Annotated in this window: 23 protein-coding genes; 6 read left to right on the forward strand and 17 right to left on the reverse strand. The window is 68.0% G+C overall.

The features are described 5' to 3' along the window. Both ACRDPS_RS09060 and ACRDPS_RS09065 read right to left on the reverse strand, forming a co-directional pair. A partial coding sequence (locus ACRDPS_RS09060; protein ID WP_431501299.1) for a hypothetical protein occupies nt 1-706 on the reverse strand: 706 nt, incomplete at its 3' end. Further along, nucleotides 706-1,131 (reverse strand): hypothetical protein, encoded by a 426-nt coding sequence (locus ACRDPS_RS09065; protein ID WP_431501300.1) that lies wholly within the window; start codon nt 1,129-1,131, stop codon nt 706-708. The genes ACRDPS_RS09060 and ACRDPS_RS09065, both read right to left, overlap by 1 nt. A gap of 479 nt (nt 1,132-1,610) precedes the next feature. Between ACRDPS_RS09065 and ACRDPS_RS09070 the strand changes: the two genes are divergently transcribed. Further along, entirely contained in the window at nt 1,611-1,988 is a 378-nt protein-coding gene (locus tag ACRDPS_RS09070; protein ID WP_431501301.1) for a hypothetical protein, read from the forward strand. 357 nt (nt 1,989-2,345) lie between these two features. On the opposite strand, the gene ACRDPS_RS09075 is transcribed toward ACRDPS_RS09070, so the two are convergent. The 7 genes from ACRDPS_RS09075 to ACRDPS_RS09105 all read right to left on the reverse strand — a co-directional run bounded on the left by ACRDPS_RS09075 (nt 2,346) and on the right by ACRDPS_RS09105 (nt 6,973). Further along, nucleotides 2,346-2,780 (reverse strand): hypothetical protein, encoded by a 435-nt coding sequence (locus tag ACRDPS_RS09075; protein ID WP_431501302.1) that lies wholly within the window; start codon nt 2,778-2,780, stop codon nt 2,346-2,348. 11 nt (nt 2,781-2,791) lie between these two features. Further along, nucleotides 2,792-3,205, reverse strand: coding sequence for a hypothetical protein (locus ACRDPS_RS09080; protein WP_431501303.1), 414 nt, complete (start codon nt 3,203-3,205; stop codon nt 2,792-2,794). A 16-nt stretch (nt 3,206-3,221) separates the two neighbouring features. Further along, a complete protein-coding gene (locus ACRDPS_RS09085; RefSeq protein ID WP_431501304.1) occupies nt 3,222-3,434 on the reverse strand; it encodes a hypothetical protein in 213 nt (70 codons plus the stop codon). A gap of 131 nt (nt 3,435-3,565) precedes the next feature. Continuing rightward, the gene (locus tag ACRDPS_RS09090) at nt 3,566-4,777 is read right to left on the reverse strand and encodes a WXG100 family type VII secretion target (protein WP_431501305.1); all 1,212 of its coding nucleotides are present in this window, start codon (nt 4,775-4,777) and stop codon (nt 3,566-3,568) included. Then, a complete protein-coding gene (locus ACRDPS_RS09095; protein WP_431501306.1) occupies nt 4,777-5,118 on the reverse strand; it encodes a hypothetical protein in 342 nt (113 codons plus the stop codon). The genes ACRDPS_RS09090 and ACRDPS_RS09095 overlap by 1 nt, the downstream gene beginning before the upstream one ends. 55 nt (nt 5,119-5,173) lie before the next feature. Then, on the reverse strand, nt 5,174-5,497 hold the full coding sequence (locus tag ACRDPS_RS09100; protein ID WP_431501307.1) for a hypothetical protein: 324 nt from the start codon (nt 5,495-5,497) through the stop codon (nt 5,174-5,176). A gap of 126 nt (nt 5,498-5,623) precedes the next feature. Beyond that, nucleotides 5,624-6,973, reverse strand: a complete 1,350-nt coding sequence (locus tag ACRDPS_RS09105; RefSeq protein WP_431501308.1) for a UDP-N-acetylmuramoyl-tripeptide--D-alanyl-D-alanine ligase — start codon at nt 6,971-6,973, stop codon at nt 5,624-5,626. A 138-nt stretch (nt 6,974-7,111) separates the two neighbouring features. Here ACRDPS_RS09105 and ACRDPS_RS09110 point away from each other — a divergent pair, with 138 nt between their 5' ends. From ACRDPS_RS09110 to vanX, 3 genes are read left to right on the forward strand one after another with little or no spacing between them, the layout of a single operon-like run. Continuing rightward, nucleotides 7,112-8,113, forward strand: coding sequence for a D-isomer specific 2-hydroxyacid dehydrogenase family protein (locus ACRDPS_RS09110; RefSeq protein WP_431501309.1), 1,002 nt, complete (start codon nt 7,112-7,114; stop codon nt 8,111-8,113). Then, entirely contained in the window at nt 8,106-9,158 is a 1,053-nt protein-coding gene (gene vanA / locus ACRDPS_RS09115; RefSeq protein ID WP_431501310.1) for a D-alanine--(R)-lactate ligase, read from the forward strand. Before ACRDPS_RS09110 ends, vanA begins: the two co-directional genes overlap by 8 nt. Further along, entirely contained in the window at nt 9,155-9,775 is a 621-nt protein-coding gene (gene vanX, locus ACRDPS_RS09120; RefSeq protein ID WP_431501311.1) for a D-Ala-D-Ala dipeptidase VanX, read from the forward strand. The genes vanA and vanX overlap by 4 nt, the downstream gene beginning before the upstream one ends. 168 nt (nt 9,776-9,943) lie before the next feature. On the opposite strand, the gene ACRDPS_RS09125 is transcribed toward vanX, so the two are convergent. Together ACRDPS_RS09125 and ACRDPS_RS09130 are read right to left on the reverse strand one after the other, a co-directional pair. Continuing rightward, nucleotides 9,944-10,792 (reverse strand): CHAD domain-containing protein, encoded by an 849-nt coding sequence (locus tag ACRDPS_RS09125; protein WP_431501312.1) that lies wholly within the window; start codon nt 10,790-10,792, stop codon nt 9,944-9,946. Nucleotides 10,793-10,818: 26 nt separating this feature from the next. After that, nucleotides 10,819-11,805: a hypothetical protein gene (locus ACRDPS_RS09130; RefSeq protein WP_431501313.1), complete on the reverse strand. Its 987-nt coding sequence runs from the start codon at nt 11,803-11,805 to the stop codon at nt 10,819-10,821. 108 nt (nt 11,806-11,913) lie between these two features. Between ACRDPS_RS09130 and ACRDPS_RS09135 the strand changes: the two genes are divergently transcribed. Next, complete coding sequence (locus ACRDPS_RS09135) at nt 11,914-12,519, forward strand: TetR/AcrR family transcriptional regulator (protein ID WP_431501314.1); 606 nt, start codon at nt 11,914-11,916, stop codon at nt 12,517-12,519. Between the two features lie 75 nt (nt 12,520-12,594). Next, nucleotides 12,595-13,626, forward strand: a complete 1,032-nt coding sequence (locus tag ACRDPS_RS09140; protein ID WP_431501315.1) for a DUF6528 family protein — start codon at nt 12,595-12,597, stop codon at nt 13,624-13,626. Here ACRDPS_RS09140 and ACRDPS_RS09145 read toward each other — a convergent pair. From ACRDPS_RS09145 to ACRDPS_RS09170, 6 genes are read right to left on the reverse strand one after another with little or no spacing between them, the layout of a single operon-like run. Then, nucleotides 13,593-14,096, reverse strand: coding sequence for a hypothetical protein (locus ACRDPS_RS09145; protein ID WP_431501316.1), 504 nt, complete (start codon nt 14,094-14,096; stop codon nt 13,593-13,595). The two genes, ACRDPS_RS09140 and ACRDPS_RS09145, sit on opposite strands and share 34 nt — an antisense overlap. Continuing rightward, complete coding sequence (folP, locus tag ACRDPS_RS09150; protein ID WP_431501317.1) at nt 14,093-14,953, reverse strand: dihydropteroate synthase; 861 nt, start codon at nt 14,951-14,953, stop codon at nt 14,093-14,095. Before folP ends, ACRDPS_RS09145 begins: the two co-directional genes overlap by 4 nt. After that, nucleotides 14,953-15,876 (reverse strand): glucosyl-3-phosphoglycerate synthase, encoded by a 924-nt coding sequence (locus ACRDPS_RS09155; protein WP_431501318.1) that lies wholly within the window; start codon nt 15,874-15,876, stop codon nt 14,953-14,955. Before ACRDPS_RS09155 ends, folP begins: the two co-directional genes overlap by 1 nt. Nucleotides 15,877-15,912: 36 nt before the next feature. Beyond that, complete coding sequence (locus tag ACRDPS_RS09160; RefSeq protein ID WP_431501319.1) at nt 15,913-16,425, reverse strand: DUF3830 family protein; 513 nt, start codon at nt 16,423-16,425, stop codon at nt 15,913-15,915. Beyond that, nucleotides 16,422-17,909: an amidase gene (locus ACRDPS_RS09165; protein ID WP_431501320.1), complete on the reverse strand. Its 1,488-nt coding sequence runs from the start codon at nt 17,907-17,909 to the stop codon at nt 16,422-16,424. The genes ACRDPS_RS09160 and ACRDPS_RS09165 overlap by 4 nt, the downstream gene beginning before the upstream one ends. Then, a complete protein-coding gene (locus ACRDPS_RS09170) occupies nt 17,906-18,832 on the reverse strand; it encodes a D-2-hydroxyacid dehydrogenase (RefSeq protein ID WP_431501321.1) in 927 nt (308 codons plus the stop codon). Before ACRDPS_RS09170 ends, ACRDPS_RS09165 begins: the two co-directional genes overlap by 4 nt. Between the last annotated feature and the right edge of the window lie 161 nt (nt 18,833-18,993).

Below are 18,993 nucleotides of genomic sequence, written 5' to 3' on the forward strand. Positions count from 1 at the left end.
CCGAGTCGTACTTCGCCTGGGCCGCGTTCACCGCGCTGCGCGATCCCGGGCTCGAATAGCCGCCCGATGAGCTGCCGGAGCCGCTGCCGTTCGTCCCCGACGACGTGGAAGGCTCCTCGGTGATCGCTCGGACCTTCGGCTCCGCCTCCTGGTTGCCATCATCGACCTGCTGGCACTGAAATGCCGCCTCCCGTTCGGCATCCGCGATCGCCTGGGCCTCCGCCGCGTGCTGCGCCTTCGCGTCGCTCAGCGCACTCTCGCGACTCGCCTTCTCGGCGCCGTTGTAACCCTCGGTCGTGAACTTGGGGTCGGACGCGCTGGGTGCCGCGCCGTGGGAGGTCGGCAGCTTGCCTTCGTGCAAGTCGTACTTCGCCTTGGCGTCGTCGTAACGCTGTGCGACCACTGTCATGGCTTTGCATGCTGCCTCGATCGTTGCAGCCTTCTCGAGCATCTGCGCGGCCGCTTTGCTGTATGACGAGGCGGCCGCTTCGGCTGTGTAGGAGGACGCAGCGAAAGCGTCGCCGCACGCCTTAGCCAGTGCATCGAACTGCGTCGCCGTTGCCCTCAACTGGTCCCCTGACGCGCGCCAGTTGGTGACATAGGTGTCAATGTCGTCAGCATCGGCCGCGAGCAGATACTGCTGCAGGCGAATCATGTGCGGGCCTTTGACCCGGCCGACGCCGCCGCCGCCGTCGAGCGCCCCCATCAGGCACCGTCCTCTCCGGACGAGGAACCGATGATCTCGGCCCGCGACTGCATCTCCTGGAGTAGCCCGGGCGGGACCGGCAGGAACGGGATAGGAATCGGCAGGGCGTCGGGACGATCGTCCTTACCCAGGTTCAGCGAGAGCGGCTGGCTCACCATCGCCACACCGGCCGTCATCGCCCGGCCCCATGCCCCGGCTTCTTCGTCGACGCCGGTCAGTTCCTTGGCGGCGCGGTCTGTTCCGTCGTAGAACTTGATCAGCGCATCAGAAAGATGCGAGAGCGTCGAGTTGATCCGCTCACTCGCCAGATCCAACTGAGACTTGAGCGACTCGCCGCTCGCACCCTGCCCGAGAAGACCCGCACGTGGCGTCTCCGCCCGCACCTTGTCTACGTCGACCTTCATCTCGACCAGCATGTTCTTCATACTGTCAACGACCTCTTGATCGACCTTGGTTTCTTTCCCGCTCCCCACGGTGTACCCCCTCGGATGACGCATGGTGTCGAAACGTCAACCGAGCGCCTTCCGAAGTGTGGCGGTGGCCCGGGACCCATCAACCTTCTCGCCCACATTTTGCATTACAGGTCACCGGCTGTCCACGGAAGTGCGCTGTCTCGGGTTCAGCGTTGCATCTCGCGGCATCGACCTCGGCTCGCTACGCTCGCCACATGCCGACGACTCGGGCACGGCCCCGCCACGTAGTTTCGACGTCAGCCATAACTGTCGTCGCTCTTCTAGGAATCACTCTGAGCGCATGCGGCTCGGCAGAAGATCCAGGCAAGGGCGCCACAACGTCGTCAAGCAGTCCATCGAACGAGCAATCATCACCCTCGGCAGATCCAAAGGAGGACTGGCACACGGCCACGGAGAATGGTGGTCAACTCCTCGTCCCGCCAGACTGGGATGTGGAGGATGCCCCCACTGGGATTAACCTGCATGCTCCTCGTACGCGCGAAGGTGGGGCCCGGGTAGGCGGCGGAATTTTCGCCTCTAGGCTGACTATCGATTCCCCCGGCGCTATCGACGATGCAGGCAACACCGCGTTGGCATTCCACAAGAACGGCATGGACAAGGCCGAGCGTCTCCCTGACGTGACGCTCGGTGGCGTCAGGTTCTATCACGTCCGAGCCGAAGATTCGGCCCAGTGGTTGGACGACTACGGGACCGTCAAGGACGGCAAGTTGATCACCGTCCTGTGGACGTTCAATCGTGGGTTTGTCGATCGCAAGCAGACCGATGAGATGCTCAACCAGGTGATGCCGACCTTCAAGCCGGCGTCCTGAAGCGAGACGGATCCGCCGTCGGTTGCGGGCTGGTCAGTCGGACCCGTCCGGCTCGCCCCTGGCTCATCACGGCGCAGCTGTTTCGACAGGACCTCGTGACCCGAACAGTGGGCGGACCACACGTCGGTCGGACGTCGCGACAGGTGGTGCCGACCGCGCCGCGACGCAGGCATCATTGGACCGCTGGGTCGCTTCGTCCGAGCTGCCTCTGGCCGACCACTACGGACGTACGAGACCGAGTCGGCTCGTGGCTCGACGAGCGGCATACGTCTGCCAGGTTGAGCTCCCGATTGGCGTCGTACGCCTCGGCCAGCGGTGCGACGAAACGCTCGGCCATCACGGTGAGCTCGTCGTAGATCAGTACGACCCGAAATGGCTGCAGAGGCGCTTGAAGAAGTCAGAGTTCGACAATGGCCAGAGTTGTTGGTCGATAGCGAGCGCAACGCCGTCGCGTCCGTTGATGCCCGCGAGCTGCCAGCCTGGGAGTTCGATCGTCCACGCTGCTTCGGCGGCTGCCTCGGTGAGCACCTCGTCACGTGCGTCTTGGTCAGGTCCGAACACCTGGTTGAGCCGATCGATATCGAACGCCCGCAGCGCGGGACGAGCACCCTTGACTGGGCGGACCTTAAGGGTGCGAATCAGTGACGAGACCAGGTAGCCACGTGGAGCTTGAATCTCCTGCACCTGGGTTGGGTCATCGACCGATAGCCCCAATTGCAGGTCGATCGAGGTCATCCCGACGACGGCGCGATGCGCGAGCAGACCGCCGGCGCCGGCCAGCTTCCACGTCACGCTAGTACCGCTCATGGTGCTTCGCTCGGTTTCCAGGCTGTGGCGGTAGCCACCAGGGCGTCAGCCCACTGCGCGTACTCGCTGATGTGGACCGTCGCTGTCAGGGTATGCCCAATGCCGTCGATGTCGACGAACCACTGCTCCATCGCAAGCGGTACGCCTTCAGGCCCGTCGTAGATGGCCAAGCGCCGACCGCCTCGGCGCCCCTCGATGGTCAACTGCTCAAGGTCGATCGGTGTGTATCCCGGGAGCACCTGCGTGAACGCCATGTCAACGCCAACCTGCCAGTCACGAAATCCGAGGTCGCCGTTAGGCTCCGCGGTGGCCGTGAGATTCGATGTGAAGGTTCCGGTGCGCGGCGCATACGCGAGCAGAACCAAGCCGGCGGGCGGGTCGAACTGCTGCCAGCCAGGCGGGAGATTCAACGTTGGCGCCGACACGTCACACCGCCGCTTGTGCACGCAGCTCGCGGTACCAGCGAGGCTTCAGAAACGGTGGCGTCGGCAGGATCATGAAAGCCACATACGCCACGGCGATAGGGAAGAACAGGAGCGCGACGAACGCGAACGCACCGCTGTCGCGAGGAACCAACATCGCGAGGCCGAGCTCGATCGCAAATGCAGCACCGAACGGCTGATGGATGAGCACGTACACCTCGCCGGCACCACCGGCTGCGGGGCCAGTTGCCCACGAGCGCGATCGCGGCGTACGTCCTAGGTGTCGCCAGGTCGTCCATGCCGCTAGGCCGAGGCCAACCAACAACAGCGCGATCCCGAGGAGCAACTTCAGTCCCAAAAGGTAAGTGTGTCGCCGACGTCTTCAGCGACATCTCCGGCATCTTCCAGCGCCGACCCTACGGCATCCGCCGCGGCGCCACCGAGCTCCCCAGCAGTGTCCGCAACCTTGTCAGCAACCCAGCCAGCGGCTCCAGACCCTACGGCCCCGCCGATCAAGCCGCCGACGGCTCCACCGATCACGGTCCCGGCGCCGGGACAGATCATCGTGCCGATCGCGCCACCAAGTTGCGCTCCGCCCCAGGCGCCAGCCGCGGCACCACCGGCGGTGATCAACCCAGTGCTCGCTGCGCGAGCGCTCTTCTCGGTGTTGGAGAGTGTCGGGTCGTCCGAGTCCTTCTGCCATTGGTCGACTCCGGAGGTAACGCCTGTGACCACCCAGCCGGCCTTGGTCGCAACCTTCCCCGCGACGTTCCACTTGTTACGAAGAGCACCCTTGCCCGCCTTCGAGTCCCAATTGTTCTCGGAGAAGTGAGCCTTGAAACGCTGGTGCGGCCTAAGTGGCTGCGGAGGCCCGAATCCGCCGTGGGCCGGCCGCGGATGGAACGTGCCGTAGCGGCTCTTGACCATGAAGTCCACGGCGGCGCCAGTGGCGAGACCTCCCACACCGAAGATGAAGGCGCCCAGCGTGGCGCCACTTGGGAAGTCCGGGGGCAAGAGCTGGAGCTTCTCGAAGAGATTCTCGATCCAGCCGTCACCGGTGGACTTCTCGATCGCCTTATCGAGCGACTCGTGAGCTTGGTCCTCGTTAATTCGAGCGCTCTCGACCCGGGTCACGAGGTCGTCCCAGACCTTGACCTTGTCGTTGTGCGCATCGACTGCTTGCTCGTCGCCACCTTCCGCGGCCCCCGACGCCACGGGACGCCGAATGAACGTGCCGTCGACGGTAAGGCTGGCTCCACGGGCTTCCTCGCGGATCCCGATCATCTTCCGCTCGACCGACTCGAGGTCGTCAGCGAAAGCGGTCAGTCCCTTCCTGATGCCTTCCAAGCGAGACTCGAGGTTCCTCAGATGACTCTTGTGATCGGCGATCCTGGATTCGAATGCTGCGCCTGCCTGACCGTGCCAACTGCTAGCCGAGCGCTCTGCCTTCGATGAGTCAGCGATGCTGTCGCCAACGACATCGATCGCCGTCGTGCATGCTTCGGCCGACTTCCGAACCGACTCCGGGCTGCCGTGGACGGTCGTGTCCATGTCAGTCATCAGGCTCGGTCCTCCAGCCCGCGACGCTGCGCGTGTCCGCGCTGCGCGGCGTCCTCGTCAGCCTCGATCGCGGCGTCCAACGCGTTCTGCGCAGCGTCCTTCAAGACACCGAAACGCTCGGACAAGGCACCAACGACCGCCGCCAGCCCCGCCAGTGCCTCTGCCGTCTCGTCAGACGACTCACCGCAGTCGGGGGTGGTCTGCACTGGCTTGGCCTGTTTGAACAGGTCCGCTCCCGCGGTGTCGAGCGTACGGATCGCGTCCCGCAGGTCGTCCTTGTTGACTTGGATGGTGGCTGGGTAATTCAACGGGGCTCCCGAGATCGACGCCTTGTCCTCCACTCATACCCGCTTGGCGGCAACCTAAACAAAGGAGGCAAACATTTTACTTTGGCGGTCAGTTGCCGCCTGCAGAACTGAGCTCGTTGAGGAACTTTTCGACTGCCTTGGGTGCGGTCTTCTGCTTGATGAGACCTTCCTGGGCGGACGCCTGGACCTTCACGTCGGCCGCGGCGTCGCCGGCAGCGAGTACCTGCACCTCGACGTGCGCCCCGTTCATCCCGCCGAAGCCACTCGGGACGATCCCGACGATGCGTTGCTCCTCAAGACGCCGCTCTTCAACGATCCCGACCCGCTCGAAGGCTTCGAACGCCTTCGTCCATGCGTGTTCCGCCGGCAACGGAAGGATGACCTGACCCTCGGCTGTGTCGATGCGTGCCACGCCGAAAGCGTACCGGCTCCGCTGGGACGAATGGACAAGAGACGCCACGTACACGAGTGGCGACAGTTCGAGCCCCTCCCCAAGTGCTTCGACGATCGAAGCTCCAAGGAACCTGCCGCAGACTTTTTACCTTTCGGAGGCCAGTGCGGCGGCGACCTGGTCGAGGCGGGCACCGCGGGACGCCTTGATGAGCACGACGTCGCCGGGCGCAAGGTGGCTCCGCAGCCAGTCGATGGCGGCGGGGTTGTCGGGCAGGGCCAGCGCGCCTTCCCCCGCGCCCTCGGCGATGACGGCGGCGGCCTCGCCGACGGTGATGACCAGGTCGGCCCGGGTGGCTGCGTACGTCCCGATCTCGTGGTGGGCGGCACGGCTGGCCTCGCCGAGCTCGAGCATCTCGCCGAGCACGGCGATGCGGCGCTTGGCGTCGATCGAGGCCAGCGCGTCCAGGCCGGCCCGGGTGGACTCCGGGTTGGCGTTGTAGGAGTCGTTGAGCAGGGTCGCGCCGCTGCTGAGAGCGCGCAGCTCCATGCGCCACTTCGAGATCGACGCGTGGTTCAGTGCGCTCGCCGCGTCGGCGAGAGGGACGCCCGCGGCGAGCCCGGCAGCCGCGGCGGCCGCGGCGTTGAGCGCCCAGTGCGCACCGACGAACGGGAGCGAGACGACAGTTTGCTCGCCCTGGTGCCGCAGGGTGAACGAGGGCCGGCCGAGCCGGTCCAGGGACAGGCCGAGCACGCGTACGTCCGCCCGGTTGCCGGCGCCGAAGGCCAGCACCGGCCCGTCCCTGAGGCCGCCCATCTCCAGCACCCGCGGGTCGTCGGCGTGCAGGACGGCAGTGCCGCCTGCGGCCATCCCCCGCACCAGCTCGCTCTTGGCCACAGCGATCGCCTCGCGCGACCCGAACTCACCCAGGTGCGCCTGGCCGACGTTCGTCACCACGGCGATGTCGGGCGCGACCAGGCCGGTCAGATCGGCGATGTCGCCGATGTGCCGCGCGCCCATCTCGAGCACGAGGAACCTGGTGGACTCGTCTGCCCGCAGCATCGTGAGAGGTACGCCGAGCTCGTTGTTGAACGAGCCGGAGGTGGCGACGGTGGGCGCCGCGCTCGAGAGCACCGCCTCGATCATGTCCTTGGTGCTGGTCTTGCCCTGGGAGCCGGTCACCGCGACCACCGTGAGCCGGTCGCGCAGCATGATGACGTGGGCAGCCAGACGCTGCAGCGCGGCCTGGGTGTCCTCGACCACGACGGTCGGGAGCGCCGTCGGGCGCGACCCGAGGACGGCGACCGCACCTGCCTCGGCGGCCTGCGGTGCGTGCTCGTGCCCGTCCGTGTGCTCGCCCGCGAACGCGACGAAGAGCCCACCCGGCGCCGCCTCACGACCGTCGATCACGGCGGGGGCGCTCACCGTCACCGAGCCGTCGCCGACGACCTTTCCACCGACCAACGAAGCGATCTCGTCCAAACTGAGGGGAATCATTCCATCAGCAAACGAAATGGCATGTTGTCAGCCTGTATCCGATAATCGATATGCGGACGATATGCCGCAGCGACCTATCGTCTGCATATCGGAAACTTCATACGGGCCCGCAACTGGCCGTCGAGTTTGCTGGCACCGATGATCTACCACGAACCCGCGCTCACGGAGCGCTCCTCGATCACCGTCTACGGTTGCGCACCCGACGAGGCACTGCTCTTCGACTCGCTGGCGCCCGCTCTCGGTGTCTCCGTGACAATCACGACCGAGGCCCTGACCGAGGAGAACGTCGACCTCGCGCGTAGAGACCGGTGCGTCAGCGTGAGCCACAAGTCGCCGATATCGAACGGCACACTTCTCCAGCTGAAAAGGGTCGGCGTCGAATATATCTCGACGCGAAGCGTCGGTTTCAACCATATCGACGTCGACTTCGCCGCGAGCATCGGGATAACGGTCGGGAACGTCGCCTATTCACCCGATTCGGTCGCCGACTACACGTTGATGCTGATGCTCATGTCGTTGCGCGAGGCGAAGTCGACGATCCGTCGCACCGATGCCCACGACTACCGTCAAGCGGACGTACGTGGCCGCGAGCTGCGCGATCTGACCGTCGGCGTGGTGGGGACCGGCCGGATCGGTGCGGCGGTCATCGACCGGCTGCGGGGCTTCGGCTGCGGCGTGCTGGCCCATGACATCCGGCCAAGGCCCGCGGCCGAAGGCGTGGAGCGCGTCGATCTGGACACGCTGGTCGAGCGCAGCGACATCGTCACGCTCCACACACCGTTGAGCACGCAGTCGCACCATCTTCTGGACCGCCGGCGCATCGACCGGATGCGGCCCGGTGCGTACGTCATCAACACCGGTCGCGGCGCGCTCGTCGAGACCCCGGCGCTCATCACCGCGCTGGATCAGGGCCGACTGGGCGGTGCGGCCCTGGATGTGATCGAGGGTGAGGAGGGCATCTTCTATGCCGACCTCAGGGGCCAAGAGTTGCCCAACGCGTGGCTCGCGCGGCTCCAGCAGATGCCGAATGTGCTGGTCAGCCCTCATATCGCCTATTTCACCGACCATGCCCTGAGGGACACGGTCGAGAACTCCATCGTCAACTGTCGTGAATACGAAAGCAGGTTGCAGCATGTCTGAGCTCAAGGTCGGCATCATCTTCGGTGGCGTCTTCGAGGAGCACGCCGTCTCGGTGAAGTCCGCGCAGGAGGTCGCCAAGCACCTCGACCCCGAGGCGTACGACCCCTACTGGATCGGCATCACCAAGAGCGGTGACTGGCGCCTGTGCGAGGGACCCGAGCCGAGCTGGGAGGACGGCGCACACCGTCCGGTCGTGCTCTCCCCCGACCGCAGCGTCCACGGCCTGCTCGTCCTGAACGAGGGCAGCTACGAGACGATCCGGCTCGACGTCGTGCTTCCCGTCCTGCACGGCAAGCTCGGCGAGGACGGCGCGATCCAGGGTCTCCTCGAGCTCTCCGGGATCCCGTACGTCGGCTGTGACGTACAGAGCTCGGCGCTGTGCATGGACAAGTCGCTGGCCTACACGGTCGTCAGCGAGGCCGGCATCGCGACGCCGACCTGTTGGACGCTGGGGCCCGGTCAGACGGTGGACGCTCTGGGTGATCCCGGCGTACTTCCCTATCCGGTGTTCGTGAAGCCCGCCCGCTCCGGGTCGTCGTTCGGCGTCAGCAAGGTGACCTCGGCCGCGGAGCTGGACGCCGCGATCGCGACGGCGCGACGGTATGACGAGAAGGTGCTCGTCGAGGAGGGTGTCGTGGCCGAGGAGATCGGCTGCTCGATCCTCGGCAACGGCGACGAGCTGGTGACCGGCGAGGTCGATCACGTCGCGCTCTCGCACGGGTTCTTCAAGATCCATCAGGAGGACGCTCCCGAGACCGGCTCGGAGAACGCGACCTTCATCGTGCCGGCCGACATCCCGGCCGAGGCTCAGAGGCTGGTCAAGGAGGCGGCGCAGCAGGTCTATCAGGCACTCGGCTGCCGCGGCCTGGCGCGGGTGGACATGTTCCTCAAGGAGGACGGGTCGGTGGTGCTCAACGAGGTCAACACGCTGCCCGGGCTCACCTCCTACAGCCGCTACCCGCGGATGATGGCCGCTGCCGGGGTCTCGATGACCGAGCTCCTGGACCGAGCGGTCACGCTGGCGCTGGAGGTGTCATCGCGATGATGGAGGGGTTCGGCTTCGTCGACGAGCTGGCACCAGGCATCCGCTGGGACTCCAAGTACGCCACCTGGGACAACTTCACCGGCAAGCCGGTCGACGGCTATCTGGTGAACCGGATCGTCGGGACCCGCGAGCTGTGCGCCGCGCTCGCCCGAGCGCGCGACAAGGCAGCCGCCCTCGGGTTCGGGCTGCTGCTGTGGGACGGCTATCGCCCCCAGCGGGCCGTCGACGCGTTCCTGCGCTGGTCCCGGGAGCCCGAGCCTGAGCGCCAGGACGACCGGGGCAAGCTGCGGCACCATCCCTCGATCAGCCGCCCCGAGATGTTCGAGAAGGGGTACGTCGCCGCGAGGTCTGGCCACAGCCGCGGCAGCACCGTCGACCTGACCCTCTTCGACCTCGCGTCTGGCGAGCTGTCGGACATGGGCGGCGACCACGACCTGATGGACGAGATCTCGCACCACGGCGCCTCCGGGATCTCTCCGGCCCAGGCGCGGAACCGCGAGCAGCTGTGCTCGATCATGGAGGCTTGCGGGTTCAGCCGCTACGACAACGAATGGTGGCACTACTCGATGGCCGAGGAGCCCTACCCGGACACGTACTTCGACTTCCCCGTCGGCTGAACCACCGGGCAAGCGGCGCGTCCCGGAAGTTCCTGGGCGCTTCGCGCCGCCACGGCACGCACCTCGCCGCGTTGGCGCCGCTCGAAAGACTGTATGCCCACGCGACGCCGCCTTGCGATGCACACACCCTGACATCGCCAAACGTTCAGGAACCTCCGCGACGCGCCACTACCCGAGCCAGCCGAACACCTTGGGGCGGTTCGCCTTCTTCCACACGGGAGGGAACCGCTCCTCGGCAGCACGGGCAGCGGCCTCCTCGGCCGTCATCAGCCGGCGGAGCGCCTCGTCGTGCTGCGGCCGCTCCTGGATCGTGCCGATCATGACGACCGCGTCGTTGAGGTCGCCCAGGGTCGACTGGATCGACCTGGTTGCCCTGATGAGCCGTTCGGCGTCCTTGCCGTGAGCATCACGCAACGCCTCGGCCGAGTAGCGGGTCCGCTTGGCCCTCTTGCGCGCCTCGTGGAGCTGCTCGCGACGCCTCGCCGTGTTCTTCGTGGCGGCGGCTTTGTCGATGGCTGCGACCAAGCCCCTCCAGTCACGGCGTACGTGCTTGCGCAGAGTCTTGTCGCTCGGCGGGCCTGCTGACCAGGGGAAGCCATCGGACGCGGCGAGGCCCGCGACAAGAGCGCGGTAGCGTTCCCCCTCCAGCTCCGGCAGCAGCCGGTCGCGGCCGTCGGCCCGGCGTTTCACGAGCACCGCCCGAAGCGCGTCGATGCCGGACGGTGCGGGTCCGTGCTCGGCCGTCCAGCGCCGCAGCCGCCCGCGGAGCACCTCCGCGTCGCGTACCTCTCCGAGGAGCTCGGCGAGCCACTTCAGCTCGTGCCGGACCGGCTCGGTCCCCTCCGATTCGAGCAGCGGACGGTAGGTCGCCAGGACGCTGCGCAGCCGACGTGCCGTCACCCGCATCTGGTGAACGGAGTCCTCCTCGTCGCGCAGCACGAGCCGGCCCCAGCGGTGGAGCGCGGCCACCTGGACACGCCACCACTCGCCGACCGGATCGTGGGGAGGAGGACTCATCCTCACAGTTCTACCGCGCTACGCGACTACCGCGCCACGGCGTCCAGCTCACGCTCGGATCGCCCGGGCTCCGGGGTGTTCTTCTCGCGGTGCGGCAGCAGGGTCAGGAGCAGGCCCGCTCCGGCCCAGCAGGCGAGCACGATCAGCGGCATGGTGGTTCCGACGCCGTCGAAGAAGGAGAAGCCGCGGAGCGCCGTCCCGGCGGCCCCCGGGGGCATCAGCTGGCCGAGCCACCCGAACGGCACCATCTCGGGCGCGGAGGTGATCCCGGAGAGCGGGTTGCCGACGAGCAGGACGAGCAGGGCGACGACGCCGACGCCGGCGACGCCGATGATGTGGCGCAGGCCGACGATCGGGAGCGCGACGGCGAGGATGCCGAGGGCGACGACCCCGGCGTTGGCCAGGTAGTTGCCCTCGAGCGCGCCGAGCCAGCCCTGGACGACACCGGTCATCGCCAGACCTCCGCCGATGGCGATCAGAAAGGCGGCCGCGACCCGGTCTCGGGTGCGTGTCAGTGCCAGGGAGGTGATCGCGCCGGCCATGATGCCGCCGATCACCAGCGGCAGCGCGGACGCAGCGAAGACGATTCCTCGCGGGTCGTCCTCGGCACTCGCCACGACGTCGGTCACCTTCGGCTGCAGACCTGCCTCGGCTCCCATCGCGGTGGCCATCTGGGTGAGCTGCTGGGCGACGTTGGCGCTGGCCGCGGAGGCGACCAGGATCTCCTGGCCCTCAGGACCGGCGACGATCGCCCCGTACGCCTCGCGCTCCTCGATCGCCTCGACCGCGGCCTCGCGGTCCGCGGCCGCGGTGACCTCGAAGGCGTCCTCCCCCGCGCTCGCGGCGATCTGGGTCTCGATCTGGGTCACCGCCGCTTCGGGGCCGGCGACGACCAGCGGTAGCGACCTGGGTTCCATCTCGCTGGTGGGCCACGCGAACGCGGAGATGAGCAACGTGAGCAAGGTGACCAGACCGAGGCTGACCCCGATCACGGCTTTGACTGACTTGGACATGGCGATTCCTTAAAAACGAATGTTCATTCTCTTTGGCACCACCATCCTCCTCCGACACGAAATAATCAAGAATGAGCGTTCGTTTTCTTTTGGGGTACGCTTCGTCACATGCCCAAGGTCAGCGACGAGCACCGCACCGAGAAGCGCCAGCAGATCATCGCGGCGACGCTGCGCTGTGTGGAGCGCGACGGCTTCCACAAGACGACGATGGCCGCGGTCGTGCAGGAGTCCGGCCTCTCCGCCGGCTCGGTCTACACCTACTTCCGCGGGAAGCACGAGATCATCCACGCGATCGCCTCGTCCGGAGTGACCGGCGTCAAGGACGCGATCAACGGCCTCATCCCCGAGACCGGCTCGGGCGAGGCCCCTCCCCCTCCCGCACAAGCCCTCGAAGCCGCTACCCGCCATCTGCTGGACCTCTCCGACCAGCTCGGCATCAACCTTCCCCGGATCGCCCTGCAGACCTGGGCCGAGGCCGCCCGCGACCCGGAGTTCCTAGCGCTCATGGCTCCCGAGGCGCGCGGCATCCGTGCCGCCTGGCGGCGCTACGCCGAGGCGGCGATCGTCGCTGGGCAGTTCCGCGAGGGCGCCGACCCCGAGAAGATCGCGATGGTGCTCACCGGACTGCTCCCCGGCTTCATCCTGCAGCTGGTCGTGATCGGTGACGTGACCCCGGAGACGTACGCGGCAGGGCTTACCGACCTGCTCGACTAGCCGCCCGCGGGAGTTCATCGCACGCTCATGTGACCTCGCTTCCCTGAATGGACCAGCCATTCTCAGGGAGGGTCCATGCGCCTGCCAGTCCCCCATCTGCCGCTCCTCGCGATCGTCTCCACGGTCATCGCCCTGACCAGCACAGCCGCACCGGCCCCGGCCAACGCCCGGCCGGCGAGCGCCGTCGCCGCGGCCGACAGCACGAGCCCGAGCCCGTACGACATCGTGGTCACCGACCAGGCCAGCGACCGGATCATCGTGCTCGACGCCGACGACACGGACTGGACCACCGGTGCCGAGGAGTGGGCCTGGAAGCCGACCGGGGCACAGGGCTTCGGCGACCTCACCGACAACTGGGGTCTGCCCGACGAGGCGAAGCTGCGCCACCACGGTGGGCGGCGCTACCTGCTCACCACCGACTCCTACGGGCTGGCCGCGGTGGTCCCCTATCCCAGCGGCAAGGGGTCCTATTGGGCGGCCGACGTCGGCCGCGCCGACAACGCGCACAGCATCGAGCTCCTGCCGAGCGGCAACGTCGCGGTCACGGCGAGCACCGGTGGCTGGGTCCGCATCTACACCGCCTCGCAGGGGCGGCGCTCCAAGGCGTACGTCCAGCTTCCGCTCGCCGGGGCCCACGGTGTCGTCTGGGACCCGGTCACCCGGCTGCTATGGACCCTCGGCGACCACGAGCTGGTCGGGCTGAAGATCGGAGGTACGCGGGCGAAGCCGACGATCACCCGGGCGCTGACCCATCCGCTGCCCACCGGCTGGGGCCACGACCTGCAGCTGGTCCCCCACCAGCCCGGGCGCCTCTGGGTGACCACCGGAACCCGCGTCTACCAGGTGGGCAAGCTGACCGGGACCTTCCACAGCGACTACCCGGACGCGGAGACGATCGATGCCGAGGGCATCAAGTCGGTCACGACCAATCCGGTGACCGGACAGGTCCTCACGACCAAGACCGAGCCGGGAAACCCCTGCACGTGGTGCACCTCGACGGTGCGGATGCACGGTCCGACCGACTCCCGTACGCTCCCGGGCGGGCAGATCTACAAGGCTCGCTGGTGGGTGGACTACGGTCGATCGGCCCAGCGGGCGACCCAGTAACGCACGCCGTACGGATCGTCGTCATAGTCGACCGCGACCGTTCCCGCCCCACGCAGCAGGTCGGCCGACTCCGCGATCGGGGCGACGTCGGCCAAGAGCTCGCCGGCGAGTCCGAGGTCGAGCGCACCGAGCGCCTCGGCGTCGGGCTCGGCGAGGGCCTCACCGAGCATGTCGTCGAACCCGGCCGCGCGCGGGTCGAGGTGGCCGGGTGCCTTCTCGCTGCGGCGGGCCGAGCCGTTGCCGACGATGAGGTAGGCCGCCTCGCCGCTGGTCACCGGAGCCACACCGACCTCGGCGAGCAGCGAGGTCGCGACCCGCATCCCCTGCTCACCGGCCACCACGCGTACGTCCTCGCCCAGCCACGCCACCGCCGCCAGGCAGGCCGCGCGGAGCTCCTCGACCGGGTCGTGGAGGGAGGCGTGCTCGGGAAGCAGCGCCAGGCATCCGGGTACGAGCGCTATTCGCGTCACTGCAGCCCCCTGATCGCCTTCGCCGGGCGGCGTCGCCCGGCGATCGTCCAGACCATGTCGACGGTCTGCCGGGTCTCGGGCACCTGGTGGACGCGGTAGATCCGGGCACCGGCCATCGCGCAGACCGACGTCGCCGCCAGCGTGCCGAGGAGGCGCTCCCCGACCGGCAGGTCGAGCGTCTCACCCACGAAGTCCTTGTTGGAGAGCGAGACCAGCACCGGCCAGCCGGTAGCGACCATCTCCCCCAGCCGCCGGGTGATCTCGAGGGAGTGGAAGGTGTTCTTCCCGAAGTCGTGGGCCGGGTCGATGACGATCGAGTCCTTCGCGACGCCGGCGGCCAGAGCACGCTCGGCGTAGACGAGGGTCGAGTCGATCGCGTCACGGACCACGTCGTCGTACTCGATCCGGTAGGGCCTCGTCCGCGGGGTCACTCCCCCGGTGTGGGTGCAGACCAGCGCTGCGCCGTGCGCCGCGGCCACGTCGACGAGCTCCGGGTCGGCGCCGCCCCACGCGTCGTTGATGACATCCGCGCCGGCGGCGCACACCGCATCACCGACCTCCGCGCGCCAGGTGTCGACCGAGATCACCAGGTCCGGGAGCTCCGCGCGCACCCGGGCGACGAAGTCGACCACGCGGGCCTTCTCCTCCGCGACGTCGATCTCGGCTCCGGGGGCCGCCTTGATCCCGCCGATATCGACGATCTCCGCACCCTGGGAGGCCACCAGGCGTACGCGCTCGAATGCGGCGTCCTCGGCCCAGGTCGCTCCCTTGTCGAAGAAGGAGTCCGGCGTGCGGTTGACGATCGCCATCATCAGGGTGTCGTCATCACCGAAGTCATGTCGTCCGAGACGCAGCATCAGCCGACCCTATCGGTCGCGGAGATGGCGCCATCTCGCACCGGTGGCCGTTCGAGGAGACTCACCGTCCGGTCGACCGTCTTGGTGGACCCGTCGATCGGGACGTACTGCTTCATCTCGACGTCGTCGCCAGACGGTCCGGTGCCGAGGCGGCGCGACATCATGCCGACGATCTGGGTCGCCATCAGACCGAGATCGAAGAGGTCCTGGTGGCTGTGGTCGCGCTGCCCGAGGTCGACCTGCGCGATCACGTCCATCCCGCGGGTGTCGAGGGTGTCGACGAGGGCGGCGAGCTCGACGCCGTAGCCCGTCGGGACGCTCAGCCGCTCGAACAGCGAGCGCCGGATCGACCACTCCCCCGCCAGCGGCTGGATCAGGTCTCGCAGCGGCCGGCGATGCAGAGCCAGCAGCGGACGAGCGACCAGCTCGGTGACGCGGCCGCCGTCGAGGCCGTGCTCGCCCGGGCGACGGTAGAAGCCCTTGACCAGCTCGATCGTCGGATTGTTGACAAGAGGGCCGAGCAGGCCGCGTACGAAATGGGTGTCCCAGTCGGTCAGGTCGGCGTCCATGAAGACGATCAGCTCGCCGGTGGTCACGAACTGCGACTTCCACATCGCCTCGCCCTTGCCCGGGAAGGTGCCGAGGTCGGGACGGATCGCGGCCGAGGCGTAGACGGCGGCGCCGGCGTCCGAGGCGATCCGCGCGGTGTCGTCGGTGGAGTCGGAGTCGATGACCACGAGCTCGTCGACCAGGTCGGCGGTCTCCATCAGGCTGGTGCGCAGCTTGCTGATCAGGTCACCGACCGTGGCTGCCTCGTTGCGTGCGGGGACCACCAGGCTGACCCGTTGCCCCCGCTTGGCCGCGACCAGCTCGGCCATCGACCAGTCGTCCCAGTGATGGGTGTTGAGCTCGGACCACGACATGCCCAAACCCTATAGACCTGGGCCCCAGCGGCTGGTCTACGGAGTGTCCTCGTGGGAGCGGGCGAAGGTGAGGGTCTCGTCGGTCGCGCCGTTCATCCAGACGTCCTGGCACGCCTTGGCCATCTCCTCGAGACCATCGATGATCGTGCCGAAGACGTTCCCGGGCACCCATCCCTGGTCACCGTTGATGAGCAGGTTGTTGCGGCCGTAGAAGAGGGCGAGGTCGACGATCTCGGTCAGCTCGCCCGGACCACGGTCCTCCGGGTATCCGTAGGACGGGTTGCCGAGGTCGTCGGAGGAGAACGCGAAGTAGCACAGGTCGCCCGGGATCGGGGTGATCGTGGTGTTCTCCTTGCCCGGCTCCTTCGCGGCGAAGGCGGGCACCAGGTTGTAGATCTCGTTGCGGGCGTACTTCCCGTGGAAGACCTGGCCGCTGAGCGGCAGTGCGTCCCACACGGCGCCGGCGGTGCGTGGCGCGTCCTCGTCGAGAAGGCGGGCGAGGCAGGAGACGCCACGGCGCTCGAGGCTGACGGTGATGTATCGGCTCATCGGGCTCCTCGTGGATTGTCGACAGGTCGGACGTACTGCGCACCACTGGCCCGCTCATAGGCCCGAGCCGCCCGAAGCACTCTCGCGTCGTCGTGGCGGGCACCGACGATCTGGAGGCCGACGGGCAGTCCCGCCTCGGTGGTGCCGCAGGGCACGCTGGCGGCGGGCTGCTGGGTCATGTTGAACGGGTAGGTGTAGGGCGTCCAGCTCGGCCACCACTGCGAGGGCCAACCCTCCGGCGCCTGCAGTCCGCGTTCGAAAGCGGTGATCGGCATGGTCGGGGTGACCAGGAGGTCGTACGCCTCGTGGAAGCGCCCCATCAGCCGGCCGAGGTCCATCCGGACCGCCGTGGCGTCCAGGTAGTCGGAGGCGGAGCCGCGGCCCTTGGTCTCGATGCCCTCGCGCAGCAGCGGTTCGATCCGGTCGATCGCACCCGGTGGATAGGACTCGAGGACCTTCGCCGCCCCGCAGAACCAGAGCACGTCGAACGCCTCGACCGGATCGGCGAACCCCGGCTCGACCTCCTCGACGTGGGCACCCTCCGCCTCCAGGACCGTGACCGCCGCGCGGACCAGCCGCTCGACCTCCGGGTCGTTCTTCCCGTAGCCGAGCGTCGACGAGAAGCCGATCCGCAGCCCTTCGACGCCGTCCTCGAGCCCGTCGAGGAACGAGGTCTGCGGTGTCGGCATCGCCGACCAGTCCCGGGTGTCGTTGCCCACGATCACGTCCAGGAGCGCTGCCACGTCGGTGACGCTCCTCGCCATCGGGCCCGCGTGCGAGAGCGTGCCGAAGGGACTGGCGGGATAGAGCGGGATCAGTCCGTAGGTCGGCTTGATCGTCACCGTGCCCGTGAACGATGCCGGGATCCGGACCGAGCCGCCGCCGTCGGTGCCGACCGCCCACGGCCCCATGCCGCAGCCGACCGCGGCGGCGGCGCCCCCGCTGGAACCACCCGGGGTCAGGCTCGGATCCCACGGGTTGCCGGTGGACCCGTAGCGGAGCGAGTCGGTCACGCCCTTCCAGGCGAACTCGGGCGTGGTGGTCTTCCCGGTGATCACGGCGCCGGCCTCACGCAGCCGCGCCACCGCGGGCGCGTCCTCCACCCACGGGCCGGCCTCGTCGATGAGCCAGGTGCCGCGAAGCGTCGGCGATCCCGCGGTCCACAAGATGTCCTTGACCGACGTCGGGACACCGTCGGCGCCACCGAGCGGGCGCCCGGCCCGCCACCTCTCGGTGGACGCGGCAGCCTGGGCCAGCGCGCCGTCCGCGTCGACGCGTACGAACGCGTTCACCGCCGCATCGCGCTCCTCGATCGCCTCCAGCACCGACCGCGTCGCGTCCTCGGGCGTGAACGCGCCGGAGCGGTAGCCGGCCACGAGCTCTGCCGCGGTCAGGTCACTGAGCGCGCTGCCGGGGTCTGTCGTGGCGCTTGTCTTGGACACGGTCTTGGGCTCGGTCTTGGGCTCGGTCTTGGGCTCGGTCACGCACTTCCCCTCTCTCCGGGGACGAAGCCACGTTGCTTGTCGACGATGTTCAACGGCGGTTCGCCGGCGATCCAGCGCAGCGCGTTGTCGACGAACTGCCGTGCCAACGCCTCGAGCCAGCCGTCGTAGTCGCCGGACATGTGCGCCGAGATCGCGACCCCCGGCGTCGTCCACAACGGGCTCTGCGCCGGAAGCGGTTCGACCTCGAAGACATCCAGGGAGGCAGTCTCGACCGGGCCGTCGCGGAGCGCGTCGACGAGAGCCGACTCGTCGACGATCGGCCCACGCCCGATGTTGACCAGATGGCTCCCCGGCTTCATCGCGGCGAGCACGTCGGCGCTGATCAGACCCCGGGTGTCGGGGGTCAGCGGCGCCGCCACGACGACATGGTCGGCCCAGCCGACGTGCGCGGCCACTTCGGCGCTCGCCACGACCTCGCCGAAGTCGGGGTCACCGCTGCGGGCGGTGCGGCCGGAGCCACGTACGTCCATCCCGACCGCACGCAGCAGCCGAGCCGTCTCGCGCCCGATCGAGCCGGTGCCGACGATGAGCGCCGTCTCTCCTCGCACCATCCGCGTCTCCCGGCGATACCACTTCTTGGCCAGCTGGAGGTCATGGCTGCCGTGGAGGTCCTTCGCCACGGCCAGGATCGAGCCGAGCACGAACTCCGCGATCGCCCGGTCGAAGATCCCGCGGGCGTTGGTGACGACGACGTCGGAGGCGACCAGCTCCGGGAAGAGCAGCTTGTCGACGCCGGCTGCGGCGACATGGATCCAGCGCAGCGACCCGGCACTCGGCCAGGCGTCGCGCACGGCCTCGGAGAAGAAGTCCCACAGCAGGAGCGCGTCGGCTCCTCGAAGCGCTTCGGAGAGACCCGCCGCGTCGGTGTAGGTGAGGTCGGCATGCGCCTCGACGAGGTCCATCCCGGCAGGTCTGCCGCCGTCCGGCGGGCAAAGAATCGTGATCGCGGGGCGCCGGGATGTCTCCAAGAAATGTCCTCCTGAGCGCTCGTCACACCTCAGCAACAATCCGAGACTACGCTAGGAGGGTAGATTGCAGATTGTCAACAATCCTAGCGAGGTGC

The sequence above is a fragment of the Nocardioides sp. genome (assembly GCF_050699375.1).
In the GTDB taxonomy this organism is placed as follows: Bacteria; Actinomycetota; Actinomycetes; order Propionibacteriales; family Nocardioidaceae; genus Nocardioides.